Genomic DNA, 13663 nt, shown 5'->3' on the forward strand with positions numbered 1-13663 from the left:
CTCACAAGTGCCATGGGTTTGCCTTTGTAATAATTTTTTCAGGTAATTGATCCTTGAATTTTTTCAAAAATTCCATCTCTTGTTTTTTGTCTCGCAGTTCATCTGGTAACATGATTGGGATTTCCTCTATGATTGGGTAAAATCTAGAACACTTTGGGCAAAATATTGCGCCTTCTGATACAACATCATCTTTTTCCTTTATTTCAAATAATTCCAAGGGGTGAGTTTTATCTATAGGGCATGCCAAAATATCCATCATTGTTTTATTCATTTTAGATCCAGATAGATAGGGATTCCCTTTTGACTAGATAAAAGTGCAGCTTCGGCAATTTTTGTCACATTCACTGCTTCTTGTGATTTTACAACTTGTTCATTTTTACCTTCAATAGCTCCGAGAAAACTTTGAATCTCAAGTAACAATGGCTCTTGCTTTTCATTCTGCATGATTTCTGAATCTTCATCTTTTTCTACAACTATCTCTTGAGTGATAAAATCTGATGAAATTATTGCCTCAGTGCATACTGCATTAAATTTTCTTAATTTTTTTGGTGTAATCCAGTTTGATGAAATAATTGCAACTTTGTCATTTTTGTATCCTAACATAATGCTTGCAAAATCCTCATGTTCATGTTTTATTTTTCCTGCTCTTGCAAATACCACTTGTGGCATATCATCAAACAACCAATTTGCAGTATCGATATCATGAACTGATGTATCATAAATAATTCCCACATCTTTAATGTGGAGAGGCATTCTATTTTCTCTGTGAAATTCAAGCATTACTAAGTCGCCATATTTTTTCTCTTTGACCATTTTTTTTACTACGCCAACTGCAGGATTGAATCTTTCAATATATCCACAAGTTAAAATCACTTTATTTTTTTCTGCAATTTTTACAAGATTCTGCCCATCTTCAGATTTGTATGTCATTGGTTTTTCAACAAAAACATGCTTTTTTGCTTCTAGTAATTTTTGTGCAATTGCAGTATGAGTTGATGTCGGAGTTACTACAAATGCACCATCAAATTCTTCTGAAGTTAGTAATTCATCTAATGATGTATAGTGATTTACAGAATACTTTTCTCCATATTCTTTGCTTTTTTGAGAATCTGCATCACATACGGCTACTAGTACTCCTAATTGTGATAAAATTCTTGTATGGTTCTTTCCCCATCCGCCAGTTCCAATTTGGACAATTTTCATCTAATATACCTCAGTTAACCAATGAGAATAATCATCATTTTTGTCCATTACTATCTCTGTATACATTTCCATCATCTTTTTTGTAATATCTCCAGGTTTTCCATTTCCTATCTGTTTTGAATCCATTTGTATGATTGGTGTAATTTCAGCTGCAGTTCCAGTTAGGAAAATCTCCTCGGATATTATTAATTCACTTCTTGTAATGTCTCGCTCAATCATATCTATATCCAAATCTTTGGCAATTTTGATAATTGAATCACGAGTAATCCCTTCAAGTGCTGATGATGACATTGACGGAGTAACTAATTGTCCATTTCTTACAATGAAAATATTCTCACCTGGTGCTTCGCTGACATTCCCATTATGATCAAGCAAAATTGCTTCATCCACTCCATTTCGTTTTGCTTCTTGTGTAGCAATAATGGAATTTAGATAATTTCCACCCATTTTGGCTTGAGGTGGTGTGGACATGTCTGAGAATTTTCTCCAAGATACAACACCTGCAGTAATTCCATTTTTGTTAAACAAGTCTCCAAAAGGAAATGTAAAGATTGCAACGTTGGTAGGTGCTTTTTCAGTTACGTGCAGATTAATCCCATAATCGCCAACAAAATAGAATGGTCGTATGTAGCAAGATTTTTTTATTTTATTTTTTTTACAAATTCCAATAATTGCATTTGTAATCTCATCGTCAGAAAAATTAAGTGAAATATTGTAAAACTGTCCTGATCTTCTAAATCTTTTCACATGCTCATCTAATCTAAACACATTGAGGTTTTCTCCATTCCAATATGCTCTGATTCCTTCAAAGATTGATGTGCCATAATGGATTGCATGTGTTGTAATTGGAACTTGTGCTTTTTCTATAGGCATGTATTTTCCATCAAACCACACGTATTTTGAAAGGGTAACTGCCATGGAAAAAATTTACTGTGAGTGTATTAATCTCTATTTATTTTGAATAACCTTCTTTAGGAAATTTCATTCCTACAATTCTAGTTGTTTGATCTTCACTATTTGCATATTTTTCAACTGTTTCCCATTCATCTTCAATAATTTTAACAACGCTTTCTGGAACATCCTCTTTCCATGATGATTTTTTTTCATGAATTGCATTATACAATTTTTCTTTTACAGATGTAGCAGAAAGCGATTTTCTCTCCCCAATTTTTGGTTTTAATCTATACATTTTCAGCATGTATCCTTCAGCCTTATCTCCTGTATATGAAAAATAATCTCCTTTTACTCCATCAAGAATCTGTTTTCTTAATTTCCATGATTTTCGTCTAACTAATGGTGGTAGATATTTTTTAAATGGGGCATAAAATGCGTAATCATCAGTAATTTGAATTGAATCACCAAAAATGGATTCAAGCATTTTTTTTCTAGTTTCAAAATTAAATGGAAAACTCTTACTGTTTATTTCCCTATCTTCATCTTTAAAGACAACTGGCATTACTTTGACAATGTCTGCTTGTTTTTTTAATTCCGTAATGATTTCTACATGCGCATTTGTTACTGGATTTAGATGCGCAAGATAAAGTGCTGTAACCAATTACATCACATAAAAAATTCTCATATTTCAATGATTGATATTTGAAAAATCCTATCCGTATGATTCGTATTTTACTTCAAAGCTTCCATCTTCACGTTTGTCATGTTCGGTGATGAAACCTTTTGGATTCAAGAAATCCATTACACCATCAATAGTTCCTTGCCAACCACAAACATAGAAAATTGTATTTTCTTTAGTTATTTTATCTCCAATTAATTCTTCTAATGGTGATAGTCCTCCTTCTCTTGGTCTTAGGAATGTTTCGACTCTTCCAACTTGACCTGCCCATGATCTGTTAAACCATTCTTGTGGTCTACTGATTGCAGCTCTGTATTTAAAATTCCATTCATCTTTGCCTCTGGCAATGCTCTCATTTTCAAGATTAGTTAACAAGTCTTTGTAACTTAATTCATCAACATAACTTGCACCATGAAGAACAATTATCTCTCGTTTATCACCAGTAGCATGGAAATGTTGTGCAAAGCTTACAAATGGTGCAAGACCTGTTCCTCCACCAATACAAATAACTCGACGATTATCTTTTTCACCATTTGGAAGTTCCTCACTAATTAGTAATGCTCTACCAGTTGGTTTTAACCAAAGAATTTCATCCCCTTCTTTTACATTAAATATTTGAGTAGTTAATCTACCTGGAAGTGGTTTTCTAACCCATCTGATAACTAATTCGATATAATCTCTATTTTCTGGATGAGATGCAATTGAATATGCCCGTCTAACAATTTTTCCATTTTCTACGGGATTTGGCAATCCAAGGGTAATGAATTGACCTGCTTTGTAATCTGGAACTGGACCGTCTTTTGGTACCATTCTAATAATTACAAGATCTTCTTTCAATAATTGGACATAAGTGACAGTTGCTTTGTTATCTACTACCATAACGATTGAATCATCATTTGCAAGGTTAAATATATTGTGTTAATTTCATAACCCGAATTTCTTATTGACCGCTAAACGTTAATAACCAATTTGAAAAACGTATTTCAATCAGATTTCTGATAATTGGGCCGGTCGTCTAGTCCGGTAGGATAGGTGCATGGCATGCATCGGATCGAGGGTTCAAATCCCTTCCGGTCCACTTATTTTTTTATTAGTGAAATCATTTTTTCGATTTCAGAATCTCCTTCTTTCAAAATTTCACTGATTTTTTCTTCTGACAATGTAATTTTCAAATCAATTATTGCTTGAAGGGCACTTTTTTTTACCTCTATGTTGGAATCTAGCAACGCTTCGAGAAATATCTCTTTTGCTTCAATAGCCTTAAGGTGTCCTAATGCTCCTAGAGCACATGATCTAACCATGGAACGTTCATCTTTTGTAAGTTTAATTATCTCAGGAATTGCTGATGTTTCATTTCTATTTGCTAAAACCAATGACACAAAACCCCTGATGTTTTTATTTGCAGTATTCAAACTATTGATTAAAAAATTAGAAATTTTATTTTTATTTAACAAAAGTGAACTAAATGCTTCTCCTCTAACTTCCAGATCGTCATCATCTAACTTTGAAATTATTTTTTCTAACATGTTGGGATCATCTTCATTATCCAAAGCCTCCAAAATTTTGATTTTTTCTTTACTATTTCCAAATTCTAAAACTTTTGAAATATTTTCCAACTTCTGACCAAATTCTTCTTTTCTAGTTAATAATGGTTCAATTTTTTCAATTTTTTTTCATTTAATTCCAAAATACCCTTTTAGCTTTAAATTATCCTTAAATACCAAAATTTACATGTCAAATGAAACCCGAGACACCGTATTCATTGGTAAGAAACCATTGATGGCATATGTAACATCAGCGCTAATTCAATTGGCAAACTTACCTACCGTCAACATCAAAGCTAGAGGACTCAGCATAGGTCGTGCTGTGGATGTAGCTCAAATCATTGCAAGAAAAACAGAAAATGCAGGCTACTCTATCGGAGAAATTAAAATTGGCTCAGAATCATTAGAGTCACAAGACGGTAGAACTAGAAATGTTTCAACAATAGAAATTGAAGTAAAGCGAGTTACATCTTAATCGTACTTTACTTGAAATTTTTTATTTTATTATATTTTTGATTTTTCGTACTTTTTTTCCATTTTTCTAAACTTTGGAAGTTCGACTAAATCATTAAACTGATCAAAATTCACAACTTTTTGTTTATACTTTGATGTATTTCCAGTCTTTTTTAATTCAGTTAGAATATTCATTGATGCAAATGTATTTGCATACAAAACTGACAATGGATAGAGAATAATATTAAATCCTATTTTACTTAATAATTCAGCTGAACTTAATGGAGTTGCTCCGCCCTCAATCATATTTGCAACAAGTGGCGCATTGATTTCTTTTCCAATTTTCTTCATTTCATCAATTGATCTTGGTGCTTCAACAAAAACTGCATCTGCACCTGTTTTTTTGTTTTGTTTTCCACGTTCAATTGCCTCATCCAATCCTTCAGTTGCCCTAGCATCAGTTCTGGCAACAATGATGAAATTCTTATTTTCTCGTGCATCAATTGCAGCAGACAATTTTTCTGTATATTCTTCTTGTGAAATCACTTCTTTTCCTTGCATATGGCCACATCGTTTAGGCCATTTCTGATCTTCTAAGAATATCCCTGATGCTCCTGCTGATTCTAACTCTTTTACTAATTTCCAAACGCTTAATGCATTTCCATATCCTGTATCTGAATCAACAATTACTGGAACTGACACTGCTCTACAAATTCTTCTGGCATTATCCACAGTTTCAGTGGCTCCAATAAATCCATAATCTGGCATTCCAAATAATGTGGCAGAAGTTCCATATCCTGTTTGGAACATTGCATCAAATCCTACTTTTTGAGCAATTTTTGCACCTAGAGCATCATAAACACCTGGAATAACAAGTGGTTTTTTTGATTTTAACATACTTTTCAAATTTTTCATAATTATGTTCCTTTTCTGAATTATTTATGATTTTAATCATATTCATAAGAAAATAAAATAAATTTTTAAAATAAAGATATTTTATAATTATTCGATCTTAATCTCTTTACCTTTTTTCTTTACTTCTTTATCTTGAACTTTTTTTAGTTCAGATTCTAGAAATTGTTTGTATTTATTGGTCTCCTCATCTGTCATGTTGGCATAATTGGAACTTAGAATAGACCCCATTGTAGCAATTTTTTCTAATAAATCCAATGCAACAAATCTTCCTACGTTTCCTAATCTAAACAAAACATCAAGTTGTTTTTTTACAATGTCATTTACTTTATCCACATCTGATGCTGTGTCTTCTCCTTTCTTTGTTAATTGATATTTTCCATCTTTGGTTTCTTCAATTAATCCTTCATCTAGCAATCTGCCCAACAATGGATAAATCAATCCAGGTGAAGGCTTCCAAATTCCATTGCTTTGCTCAACCGCATAATCAATAATCTCTTTTCCTGTATGTGGGGTTTTTTTCAATAGTTCTAAAATGAAATACCTTGAAAATCCTCTGGGAATTGAGCTGCCTACTCTTTGAAACCACTCTGAAATCATCACTAGTGATATCACTAGTGATATATTTTAATTTTATGGATCATGCCTGTCAATTACTACATATTTATCCCACCCCAAGCAAGTTTGACTGAAAAATGGTAGATTCAATAGAATTTGACTTGATCATATGTGGTTCTGGTTTGGCAGGTTTGCGTGCTGCAATTGCTGCTGCCAAGAAAGGCCCTCATCTCAAAATTGGAGTTGTATCCAAAGTACAGGTTATGCGTTCTCACTCTGTTTCAGCAGAAGGTGGAACTGCCGCAGTTCTTTTTGAGGATGAAGGTGACACAATTGAATCCCATGTTTATGACACCGTCAAAGGAAGTGATTTTCTTGCAGACCAAGATGTTGCTGAAAGATTATGTGTTGAAATGCCACAAGAAATTCATCAATTAGATCATTGGGGAATGCCTTGGTCTAGACGATCTGATGGAAGAATTGATCAACGAAATTTTGGAGGTTATAGTTTCCCTAGAGCAACATATGCATCAGATAAAGTTGGTTTCTTTGAAATGCAAACTTTGTATGATACATGTCAAAAATTTGAAAATATTGAATATCTAAACGAATGGTTTGTTACATCAATCATTCATGATGGAAAACGATTCATGGGTGTCACTGCAATTGAATTAGGTTCTGGTACATTTTACACAATTAAAGGAAAAGCTCTCATTATTGCAACTGGTGGTGCAGGAAGGTTATACAGTTTTTCTACTTATGCTCTTTCTTCTACTCCTGATGGTTTGGATATGGGATTACGTGCTGGTATGGCACTCAAAGATATGGAATTTGTTCAATTCCATCCAACTGGAATTTTACCCTCTGGAATTCTAATCACTGAAGGTGCAAGAGGAGAAGGCGGTTATCTTCTTAACAACAAAGGTGAGCGATTTATGAAAACATATGCCGCCGGTAAAATGGAATTAGCTCCACGAGATATTGTATCAAGATCAATTATGACAGAAATTCAAGAAGGTAGAGGTTTCAAACATGAAACTGGAGTAGATTGTATGAAACTTGATTTACGACATCTTGGAGATGAAAAAATTAAAGAGAAATTAGGTGGAATTAGAGAAATATCAATTAAATTTTCAGGTCAAGATCCTGCAAAAGATTTGCTTGACATTAGACCCGTATGTCATTACATGATGGGTGGATTACATACCGATATCGATGGTGCCACTGAAATTCAAGGTGTTTGGGCTGCTGGTGAGGCTGCATGTAATAGTGTTCATGGTTCTAATCGTTTAGGTGCAAATTCAACCTCCGAATGTATTGTTTGGGGAAAAATTACGGGTGAACTGGCAATTGACTATATTCAAAATAATACATTTACAAATACTTGGCCTCATCATCTTGTAGCTGCTGAAGAAAAGAGAATCTATGATGGAATTTTTAGAGGAAATGGCGATGTTAATCCATATGAAATTAGGCAACAGCTTACTGACACAATGAATGATAAAGCATATGTTTACAAAAATGAAACCAATCTAATTGAAGGTCTTAAAATAATTCGGGATCTAAAGAAGCAGACTTGGAAACATGTTGATGATAAAGCAAAAGAATACAATACAAATTTTGCAAATGTAATGGAACTTGACTCTATGTTTAGAGTGGCAGAGATTGTTTTACTTGGTGCAATTAACAGAAAAGAATCTCGTGGAGCACATTCAAGAACTGATTATCCAAAACGTGATGATGCTAACTTTTTACATCATACTCTTGCTTACTATGATCCAAATGAACCAATAATGAAAACACATCCGGTCACAATTACTAAGTACCAGCCAGTGGAGAGGAAATACTAGATGCCACAAGATGAACACAAAGAAGGCATTGGAGGAATGATAAATCCTACTAGATATGGAATTGAACGTGTAGCATATTTGTTAATGCGATTAAGCGGATTGGGATTGCTGGCATATTTTGTAGCTCACATTTATGAAACAAGCAATATTTTAAGAGGCCAAGTTGGTTGGAATGAGTTTCTTGAATTAACTCAAACTACAGAAGGACATCTATTTTTAGCAATTGTAATTGCAATGTGTGTATTTCATACAGTGAATGGAATTAGAGTAATGTTGGGACATGGAGGAGTTGGTGTAGGAAAACCTGCAAGACCTGATTATCCATATGATCCAGCATCACAAAATTACAGACATAAAATAGGAATTTACTCTTCAATAGTTCTTGCAGCAGTTGCAACGATGTACGGTTTGGCGGTAATGTTTGGTGAATAATATGAGAGAAAGCACAATTATGAAAATTCACTATGGAACTGCTTTGGCAGCTGTGGCTTTAGTGGCAGTTCACATTTTGATGCGACTTACTCAGGGATTTGCTGAATCTTTAGAATACGAAAGTGTACTTGCAAATTACAAATTTATTCCATACGCTATAATGTTAGAATTAATTCTAATTTTGCTGGCTGTTCATGGATTTAATGGGCTTCGAGTTATACTGATAGAATTGAAACAAGGAAGAATGTATGAAAAAGCTGTATCTTATGGTTGCCTTGCTGCAATGATTGGATTAATAGCCTATGGCTCAAGAACAATTATTATGACTAACATGGGGTTGGTATAGAAATGGCACAAGTTTCTAGCATCCCAAATGAACAATCCCCAACAGCAAAATCTGTCACTCTTAAAATTTCAAGATATAATCCAGAACATGACGAATCAAGTCAGTTTATGGAATTTAATGTCCAATATGAAAAATGGACTACTGTTCTAGAAGCAATTCTTGATGTCAAAAAACATTTTGATCATTCTGTCGCAGTTCGTTATTCTTGTAGACAAGCTACATGTGGTTCATGTGGAATGATAATTAATGGAAAGCCAAGATTGGCCTGTTTTACAAAAATTAGTGAATTAGATTCTAATGTTGTTACTGTTGAACCAATGAATAATTTCCCAGTAATTCGTGATTTGGCTGTAAAGTTTGAAAAATTATTTGATACCCATCAAAAAATTAAACCATATCTAATTCGAGATGATACCGAATTAGTATCTGATGAAAAAGAATTCTTACAAACTCCTGAAGAAGTAGAACAATACATCCAATTTGCAAATTGTATCAAATGTGGTTTGTGCAATTCTGCATGTCCTACAATGGCTACTGATTCATCTTTTGTTGGTCCTCAAGCATTAGCTCAAGCATATCGGTATGTTGCTGATAGTAGGGATAAAGGTAAAGATTCTAGATTGAAAATAATTGATGACTCTCATGGTATCTGGAGGTGTCATTTTGCTGGCTCTTGTAGTCAGGTATGTCCAAAAGGTGTTGATCCTGCAATGGGAATTCAACTACTTCGAGGATATATGCTAGGTTTTAGAAGTTAACCTAATTTTTTAGGATTTGGACTGTTGTTTACTTGATTGTTAATCTGTTCAGCCATAAAGTGATTTGAGACATTTACTTTAACATCTTTTACTCCATCTACTTTCAATAAATTATCATGAACATCTTGACAAATCTTAAAACCAAATACTGCTGGACAGAATGGACTGGTAAGATGTAAATCAACTTTTACATTGCTGTCGTTGATATCTACTTCATCAATTAATTCTAGTTCTACAATTGATGTGTTAATTTCTGGATCTACGATCTTTGATAGCTCATCAAATATTTTCACTCGCATTAGTTTGATATCTTGGCTCATGTCGAGAAAATCATTGTTGCTATATATAACCATTATAGAACCTTAGGTAATGTATCGTTCACGTCTTGGTACTGATTTGAGTGATATTACTTTAGATTACGTTTCATCAATTAATGATGATTCTGAAATTGCTCTTTATGATATTCTTGGAAGCCAAGCTCATGTTATGATGTTATTTCAAAACAACATCATAACAAATAATGATGCAAAAAAAATCTTATCTGCTCTAGAGAATTTAAAAAATGAAAAATTTGATGCTTCATCTGGTGCAGAAGATATTCATGAACTAATTGAATCATTGGTGATTAAAAAAGCTGGGATGGCTAGTGGAGGAAAAATGCATACAGCTAGATCTCGAAATGATCAGGTTGTTTTAGATATTCGAATGAAAATTAGAGATGATATCAACATCATATGTAATTGTCTTTTAGATACTATTGAAGCCCTTGTATCTGTGGCTAAAAACCACCAAAAAACAATCATGCCGCTATACACTCATCTTCAGCAAGCACAAGCTGGTCTGTTTTCTCATTATCTTTTAGCACAAGCTGATTCTTTGATACGAGATTTTGAAAGATTGTTTGGAACGTTTGAGCGAATAAACCAGAGTCCACTTGGTGCAGGTCCTGTTGGCGGAACAAGTATTCCTATTGATAGACATAGCACTGCAAAGATGTTGGGTTTTGATGGTCTTGTTGAAAATTCACTTGATGCAACAAGCGCTAGAGATTTTGTAGCAGAGTATGTTGCAATGATTTCAATTTTAATGACTAATCTTAGTAGAATTTCTGAAGATTTTGTTATCTGGTCTACCTCTGAATTTTCATTTATTGAACTCTCAGATGAATTTACATCTCCATCCAGTGTAATGCCTCAAAAAAAGAATCCAGATATTTTGGAACTAACACGGGGTAAAACTGCAGAAGTCATTGGAAATTTAACTGCAATTTTGACAACTGTTAAAGGATTAGCATCTGGCTATGGTAGAGATTTGCAACAAATTAAATCCTCTATCTGGTCTACATCAAAAATTTCTATTAGTGCACTGTTAATTTTAAAATCAATTCTTCTAACTTTGAAAGTAAATGAAAAACAAATGAAAAAAATTACTGAATCAAGTAATCTAATTGCATTAGATATTGCTGAAAAATTAGTTCAAGAAGGAATTCCATTTAGAGTCACCCATAAAATTTCTGGAATTTTAGTTCAATTGGCACACAATTCAAAAAAACCAATTTCAAAATTGACATTATCTGAAATCAAAAAATCTGTATCTGACACTAAAGTTGATCCTAACGTTGTCTCAAAAATCATATCATCTACTACTGTTGTTTCTTCATTGAAAGATAGAACATCTTTTGGTTCTTCAGGATATGATGAACAAAAAAGAATGATTTCTGACAGAATTAAGAAAATTAACCAGTATAGATCTGATGTATTAAAAAGAGAAAACAAAATCAGTTTGGCAATTGGCGATTTGACAAAACAAGTTAATGAAGTAATTTGATGAATAAAGAAGAGAGCGGGTCTAAAGGGATTCGGACCCTTGACAACCGGATTAAAAGTCCGGTGCGCTACCTGGCTGCGCCATAGACCCTCGTAAAAAATGCCTTAATTGTATAATTTAGTCTTTTACAAAAGATTTTGTTGTGACAGAAACTTTTAATCTGGCATTTTGACTCCAACAACTTGTGCCCTTGTAGTATAGCCCGGTCTAGAATTCGGCCCTGTCACGGCTGAGACGCGTGTTCAAATCCCGCCGAGGGCGCCATTATTTCTATTTTCAACATTTTGTATTCATTTCATCGATCAGAATTTTATTTGAAGAAATAATTATTGATAAATGATTTTTAGATGATTAATACCACAAGAATATTAAAATTCAGGCAATTTTAGTAAAATTTGTTGTCTGAGGAGAAAAAAGAATCTAAAGTAGACGTTAAATCCACTGAAGATTCTTCATCTGAAAATACATCCACAGATGAAACTGCAAAACTTGAATCTGAGGCAGCAGACAAATCTAAAGTTGCAGAAGCTGCAATAGCTAAAGCAGAAGCTGCAGTTAAAGCAGTAGAAGAAGCAGAAGCTGCAGTTAAAGCTGCACTTGCAAAAGCTGAAGCTGTAAAAGCAGAAGCAGAAGCAGCAGCTGAAGAAGAATACAAAGCAATTGCCGCTGAAGTTAAAGCAGAATCTGAAACAAAATCTGATTTTACATTTAAGAGAAAAGGAGAAGAAATTTTTAGACGTGATATGGGAGAGCCCGAATTCTTTTTAGATAAAAAAGATAGATTTCCTAGACCAATTCTTTCTCCTGAAGAACAAGAATCTCTAACAAGAATAGCTGAGATTCCACATGATCAAACTCCTGCATATGTTCCTGAACATGTTCTTAGTCCAGAATTTGGTGGAGTTTCAAATTATGAACGTGGAGTTGATTCATTTTTAGAGGAAACTAAACAAAAATTAGAACAATTAAAAAATAATCCTGATACAACTGAAAAAGAAATTAAAGAAACAGAAAACGAAATTATTTACTTGGAATCTTTACATGAAAATTTCTATATTGGAATGAATGTTTTTAGAACTGCTAAAGGTGGTCGGGATAAGATTAAAGCATAATAGGTGAATGGTTTGGGTCAGATATCTTTTGATGTAATGAATGCACGAGTAACTTTCAAAAATGTTCCTATACATACAATATCTAAATTTGCTTTCAAAGATGTCACTGCAGCTTGTGAAGCATTTAAAAAAATTCCTGGTGTTGAGGAATGCATTATAATTCAAACTGCAACTCGAGTTGAAATATTTACAGTAAGTAATATTGAAACTGATGATTCTCCTGATGCCAGAAGAGCAGAAGGTAAAGCACTTGTGTTAAATCAAATTAAAGATACTTGGGTATCTCTGTCATCCTTAGAGCAAATTGATATTGATCATTTTGATCAAACCCTTGAAGTTTACAAAGGTGATGATGTCTATTTACATCTATTAAGATTGGCATCTGGAGTAGATTCCTTAGTTGTTGGATGGCAAAGTGTTTTTGATGACATTGTACAATCTTTGACAACAGCAAAGAGTGCAGGTGTATCTGGTAATATTCTCAATAAATTATTTGAAAGTGTCATTCGATTGGCTACACGAATGAGGGACACTACTGGAATAGGAAAAGATGTAGTCTCATTGGGTGATGTGGCAGTAAAATTAGTTGATGAAAAGGCAGGACTTGATTCTAAGAAAAAAGTATTGGTGATTGGAACAGGTGAATCTGCAGCAATGCTTGCAAAAACTTTGAAGAAAAGAGATGTTAATTTTGATGTAACAAGTAGAAGTTTAGAACGTGCTACTGGATTTACAACTATTCTTGGTGGAACTCCTGTTGATTTCAATGATGTTTTGGCAGGATTTGACAAATATGATATTATTTTTGTTGCAACTACATCTGATTATTTCTTAATCACATATGATAGAATTCGCTTAGTTATGGAAGAAAAGAAGAAAGGAACACTAGTTTTAGATTTATCTGATCCTCGAACTGTTGATGAAGGGATTACAGCACTTCCTGGAATTAAATTATTGTTTAGAGACCAGATTGCAGAAATTTATGATGAAAGTGTAAAATCTAGAGTGGGTATTGTTCCAGCAGTAGAGAAAATCATAGAAAAAGAACTACCAGTTCTAGCTGCTAGAATGAAAAGACTAGATGCTTAATTTTTG

Annotated in this window: 17 protein-coding genes and 3 tRNA genes; 10 read left to right on the plus strand and 10 right to left on the minus strand. The window is 33.5% G+C overall.

What is annotated here, in order from left to right; genetic code table 11:
- Window position 1: 1 nt before the first annotated feature.
- The 5 genes from ACW9XH_RS07680 to ACW9XH_RS07700 are packed head-to-tail and all read right to left on the minus strand — an operon-like array spanning window position 2 to window position 3655.
- Window positions 2-271: a Trm112 family protein gene (locus ACW9XH_RS07680; protein ID WP_457760077.1), complete on the minus strand. Its 270-nt coding sequence runs from the start codon at window positions 269-271 to the stop codon at window positions 2-4.
- Window positions 268-1203 carry a Gfo/Idh/MocA family protein gene (locus ACW9XH_RS07685; RefSeq protein WP_457760078.1) on the minus strand — a complete coding sequence of 312 codons (936 nt, stop codon included), beginning with the start codon at window positions 1201-1203 and terminating at the stop codon, window positions 268-270. The genes ACW9XH_RS07680 and ACW9XH_RS07685 overlap by 4 nt, the downstream gene beginning before the upstream one ends.
- Window positions 1204-2121 (minus strand): branched-chain amino acid transaminase, encoded by a 918-nt coding sequence (locus tag ACW9XH_RS07690; protein WP_457760079.1) that lies wholly within the window; start codon window positions 2119-2121, stop codon window positions 1204-1206.
- A 34-nt stretch (window positions 2122-2155) separates the two neighbouring features.
- On the minus strand, window positions 2156-2758 hold the full coding sequence (locus tag ACW9XH_RS07695) for a hypothetical protein (RefSeq protein ID WP_457760080.1): 603 nt from the start codon (window positions 2756-2758) through the stop codon (window positions 2156-2158).
- Between the two features lie 51 nt (window positions 2759-2809).
- On the minus strand, window positions 2810-3655 hold the full coding sequence (locus tag ACW9XH_RS07700) for a ferredoxin--NADP reductase (protein WP_457760081.1): 846 nt from the start codon (window positions 3653-3655) through the stop codon (window positions 2810-2812).
- Window positions 3656-3780: 125 nt separating this feature from the next.
- Between ACW9XH_RS07700 and ACW9XH_RS07705 the strand changes: the two genes are divergently transcribed.
- Window positions 3781-3854 (plus strand) — tRNA-Ala (locus ACW9XH_RS07705).
- A 1-nt stretch (window position 3855) separates the two neighbouring features.
- Here the strand turns inward: ACW9XH_RS07705 and ACW9XH_RS07710 are convergent.
- On the minus strand, window positions 3856-4392 hold the full coding sequence (locus ACW9XH_RS07710) for a HEAT repeat domain-containing protein (protein WP_457760082.1): 537 nt from the start codon (window positions 4390-4392) through the stop codon (window positions 3856-3858).
- Between the two features lie 115 nt (window positions 4393-4507).
- On the opposite strand from ACW9XH_RS07710, the gene ACW9XH_RS07715 reads away from it, so the two are divergent.
- Window positions 4508-4795 carry a DNA-binding protein gene (locus tag ACW9XH_RS07715; RefSeq protein ID WP_457760083.1) on the plus strand — a complete coding sequence of 96 codons (288 nt, stop codon included), beginning with the start codon at window positions 4508-4510 and terminating at the stop codon, window positions 4793-4795.
- Window positions 4796-4824: 29 nt separating this feature from the next.
- Here the strand turns inward: ACW9XH_RS07715 and ACW9XH_RS07720 are convergent, their stop codons facing one another.
- Together ACW9XH_RS07720 and ACW9XH_RS07725 are read right to left on the minus strand one after the other, a co-directional pair.
- On the minus strand, window positions 4825-5670 hold the full coding sequence (locus tag ACW9XH_RS07720) for an isocitrate lyase/PEP mutase family protein (protein WP_457760234.1): 846 nt from the start codon (window positions 5668-5670) through the stop codon (window positions 4825-4827).
- A gap of 105 nt (window positions 5671-5775) precedes the next feature.
- On the minus strand, window positions 5776-6285 hold the full coding sequence (locus ACW9XH_RS07725) for a PadR family transcriptional regulator (protein WP_457760235.1): 510 nt from the start codon (window positions 6283-6285) through the stop codon (window positions 5776-5778).
- A gap of 95 nt (window positions 6286-6380) precedes the next feature.
- Between ACW9XH_RS07725 and ACW9XH_RS07730 the strand changes: the two genes are divergently transcribed.
- From ACW9XH_RS07730 to ACW9XH_RS07745, 4 genes are read left to right on the plus strand one after another with little or no spacing between them, the layout of a single operon-like run.
- Window positions 6381-8093 (plus strand): FAD-binding protein, encoded by a 1713-nt coding sequence (locus ACW9XH_RS07730; protein WP_457760084.1) that lies wholly within the window; start codon window positions 6381-6383, stop codon window positions 8091-8093.
- Window positions 8094-8525: a succinate dehydrogenase gene (locus tag ACW9XH_RS07735; protein WP_457760085.1), complete on the plus strand. Its 432-nt coding sequence runs from the start codon at window positions 8094-8096 to the stop codon at window positions 8523-8525. It abuts the gene before it with no gap.
- 1 nt (window position 8526) lies between these two features.
- Window positions 8527-8871: a succinate dehydrogenase gene (locus ACW9XH_RS07740; RefSeq protein WP_457760086.1), complete on the plus strand. Its 345-nt coding sequence runs from the start codon at window positions 8527-8529 to the stop codon at window positions 8869-8871.
- Between the two features lie 2 nt (window positions 8872-8873).
- Window positions 8874-9629, plus strand: a complete 756-nt coding sequence (locus tag ACW9XH_RS07745; RefSeq protein WP_457760087.1) for a succinate dehydrogenase/fumarate reductase iron-sulfur subunit — start codon at window positions 8874-8876, stop codon at window positions 9627-9629.
- Here the strand turns inward: ACW9XH_RS07745 and ACW9XH_RS07750 are convergent.
- Window positions 9626-9949 (minus strand): metal-sulfur cluster assembly factor, encoded by a 324-nt coding sequence (locus ACW9XH_RS07750; protein ID WP_179361148.1) that lies wholly within the window; start codon window positions 9947-9949, stop codon window positions 9626-9628. The two genes, ACW9XH_RS07745 and ACW9XH_RS07750, sit on opposite strands and share 4 nt — an antisense overlap.
- Window positions 9950-9998: 49 nt before the next feature.
- Here ACW9XH_RS07750 and argH point away from each other — a divergent pair, with 49 nt between their 5' ends.
- Complete coding sequence (gene argH, locus ACW9XH_RS07755) at window positions 9999-11456, plus strand: argininosuccinate lyase (protein WP_457760088.1); 1458 nt, start codon at window positions 9999-10001, stop codon at window positions 11454-11456.
- A gap of 16 nt (window positions 11457-11472) precedes the next feature.
- Here the strand turns inward: argH and ACW9XH_RS07760 are convergent.
- Window positions 11473-11546 (minus strand) — tRNA-Lys (locus ACW9XH_RS07760).
- A gap of 96 nt (window positions 11547-11642) precedes the next feature.
- Here ACW9XH_RS07760 and ACW9XH_RS07765 point away from each other — a divergent pair.
- The 3 genes from ACW9XH_RS07765 to ACW9XH_RS07775 all read left to right on the plus strand — a co-directional run bounded on the left by ACW9XH_RS07765 (window position 11643) and on the right by ACW9XH_RS07775 (window position 13657).
- Window positions 11643-11720, plus strand: a tRNA-Asp gene (locus tag ACW9XH_RS07765).
- A gap of 134 nt (window positions 11721-11854) precedes the next feature.
- Window positions 11855-12568: a hypothetical protein gene (locus ACW9XH_RS07770; protein ID WP_457760089.1), complete on the plus strand. Its 714-nt coding sequence runs from the start codon at window positions 11855-11857 to the stop codon at window positions 12566-12568.
- A 12-nt stretch (window positions 12569-12580) separates the two neighbouring features.
- Entirely contained in the window at window positions 12581-13657 is a 1077-nt protein-coding gene (locus ACW9XH_RS07775) for a glutamyl-tRNA reductase (protein WP_457760090.1), read from the plus strand.
- The last annotated feature ends 6 nt before the right edge of the window (window positions 13658-13663 follow it).

This window comes from Candidatus Nitrosopumilus sp. bin_32a, from assembly GCF_054095935.1.

What these genes read in the sequence shown, in the direction of transcription:
- ACW9XH_RS07745 (WP_457760087.1), top strand. Translation starts at nt 8,874, where the DNA reads ATGGCACAAGTTTCTAGCATCCCAAATGAACAATCCCCAACAGCAAAA.
- ACW9XH_RS07680 (WP_457760077.1), bottom strand. Translation starts at nt 271, where the DNA reads ATGAATAAAACAATGATGGATATTTTGGCATGCCCTATAGATAAAACT.
- ACW9XH_RS07700 (WP_457760081.1), bottom strand. Translation starts at nt 3,655, where the DNA reads ATGGTAGTAGATAACAAAGCAACTGTCACTTATGTCCAATTATTGAAA.
- ACW9XH_RS07715 (WP_457760083.1), top strand. Translation starts at nt 4,508, where the DNA reads ATGTCAAATGAAACCCGAGACACCGTATTCATTGGTAAGAAACCATTG.
- ACW9XH_RS07735 (WP_457760085.1), top strand. Translation starts at nt 8,094, where the DNA reads ATGCCACAAGATGAACACAAAGAAGGCATTGGAGGAATGATAAATCCT.
- argH (WP_457760088.1), top strand. Translation starts at nt 9,999, where the DNA reads ATGTATCGTTCACGTCTTGGTACTGATTTGAGTGATATTACTTTAGAT.
- ACW9XH_RS07740 (WP_457760086.1), top strand. Translation starts at nt 8,527, where the DNA reads ATGAGAGAAAGCACAATTATGAAAATTCACTATGGAACTGCTTTGGCA.
- ACW9XH_RS07750 (WP_179361148.1), bottom strand. Translation starts at nt 9,949, where the DNA reads ATGAGCCAAGATATCAAACTAATGCGAGTGAAAATATTTGATGAGCTA.
- ACW9XH_RS07730 (WP_457760084.1), top strand. Translation starts at nt 6,381, where the DNA reads ATGGTAGATTCAATAGAATTTGACTTGATCATATGTGGTTCTGGTTTG.
- ACW9XH_RS07685 (WP_457760078.1), bottom strand. Translation starts at nt 1,203, where the DNA reads ATGAAAATTGTCCAAATTGGAACTGGCGGATGGGGAAAGAACCATACA.
- ACW9XH_RS07720 (WP_457760234.1), bottom strand. Translation starts at nt 5,670, where the DNA reads ATGTTAAAATCAAAAAAACCACTTGTTATTCCAGGTGTTTATGATGCT.
- ACW9XH_RS07725 (WP_457760235.1), bottom strand. Translation starts at nt 6,285, where the DNA reads ATGATTTCAGAGTGGTTTCAAAGAGTAGGCAGCTCAATTCCCAGAGGA.
- ACW9XH_RS07690 (WP_457760079.1), bottom strand. Translation starts at nt 2,121, where the DNA reads ATGGCAGTTACCCTTTCAAAATACGTGTGGTTTGATGGAAAATACATG.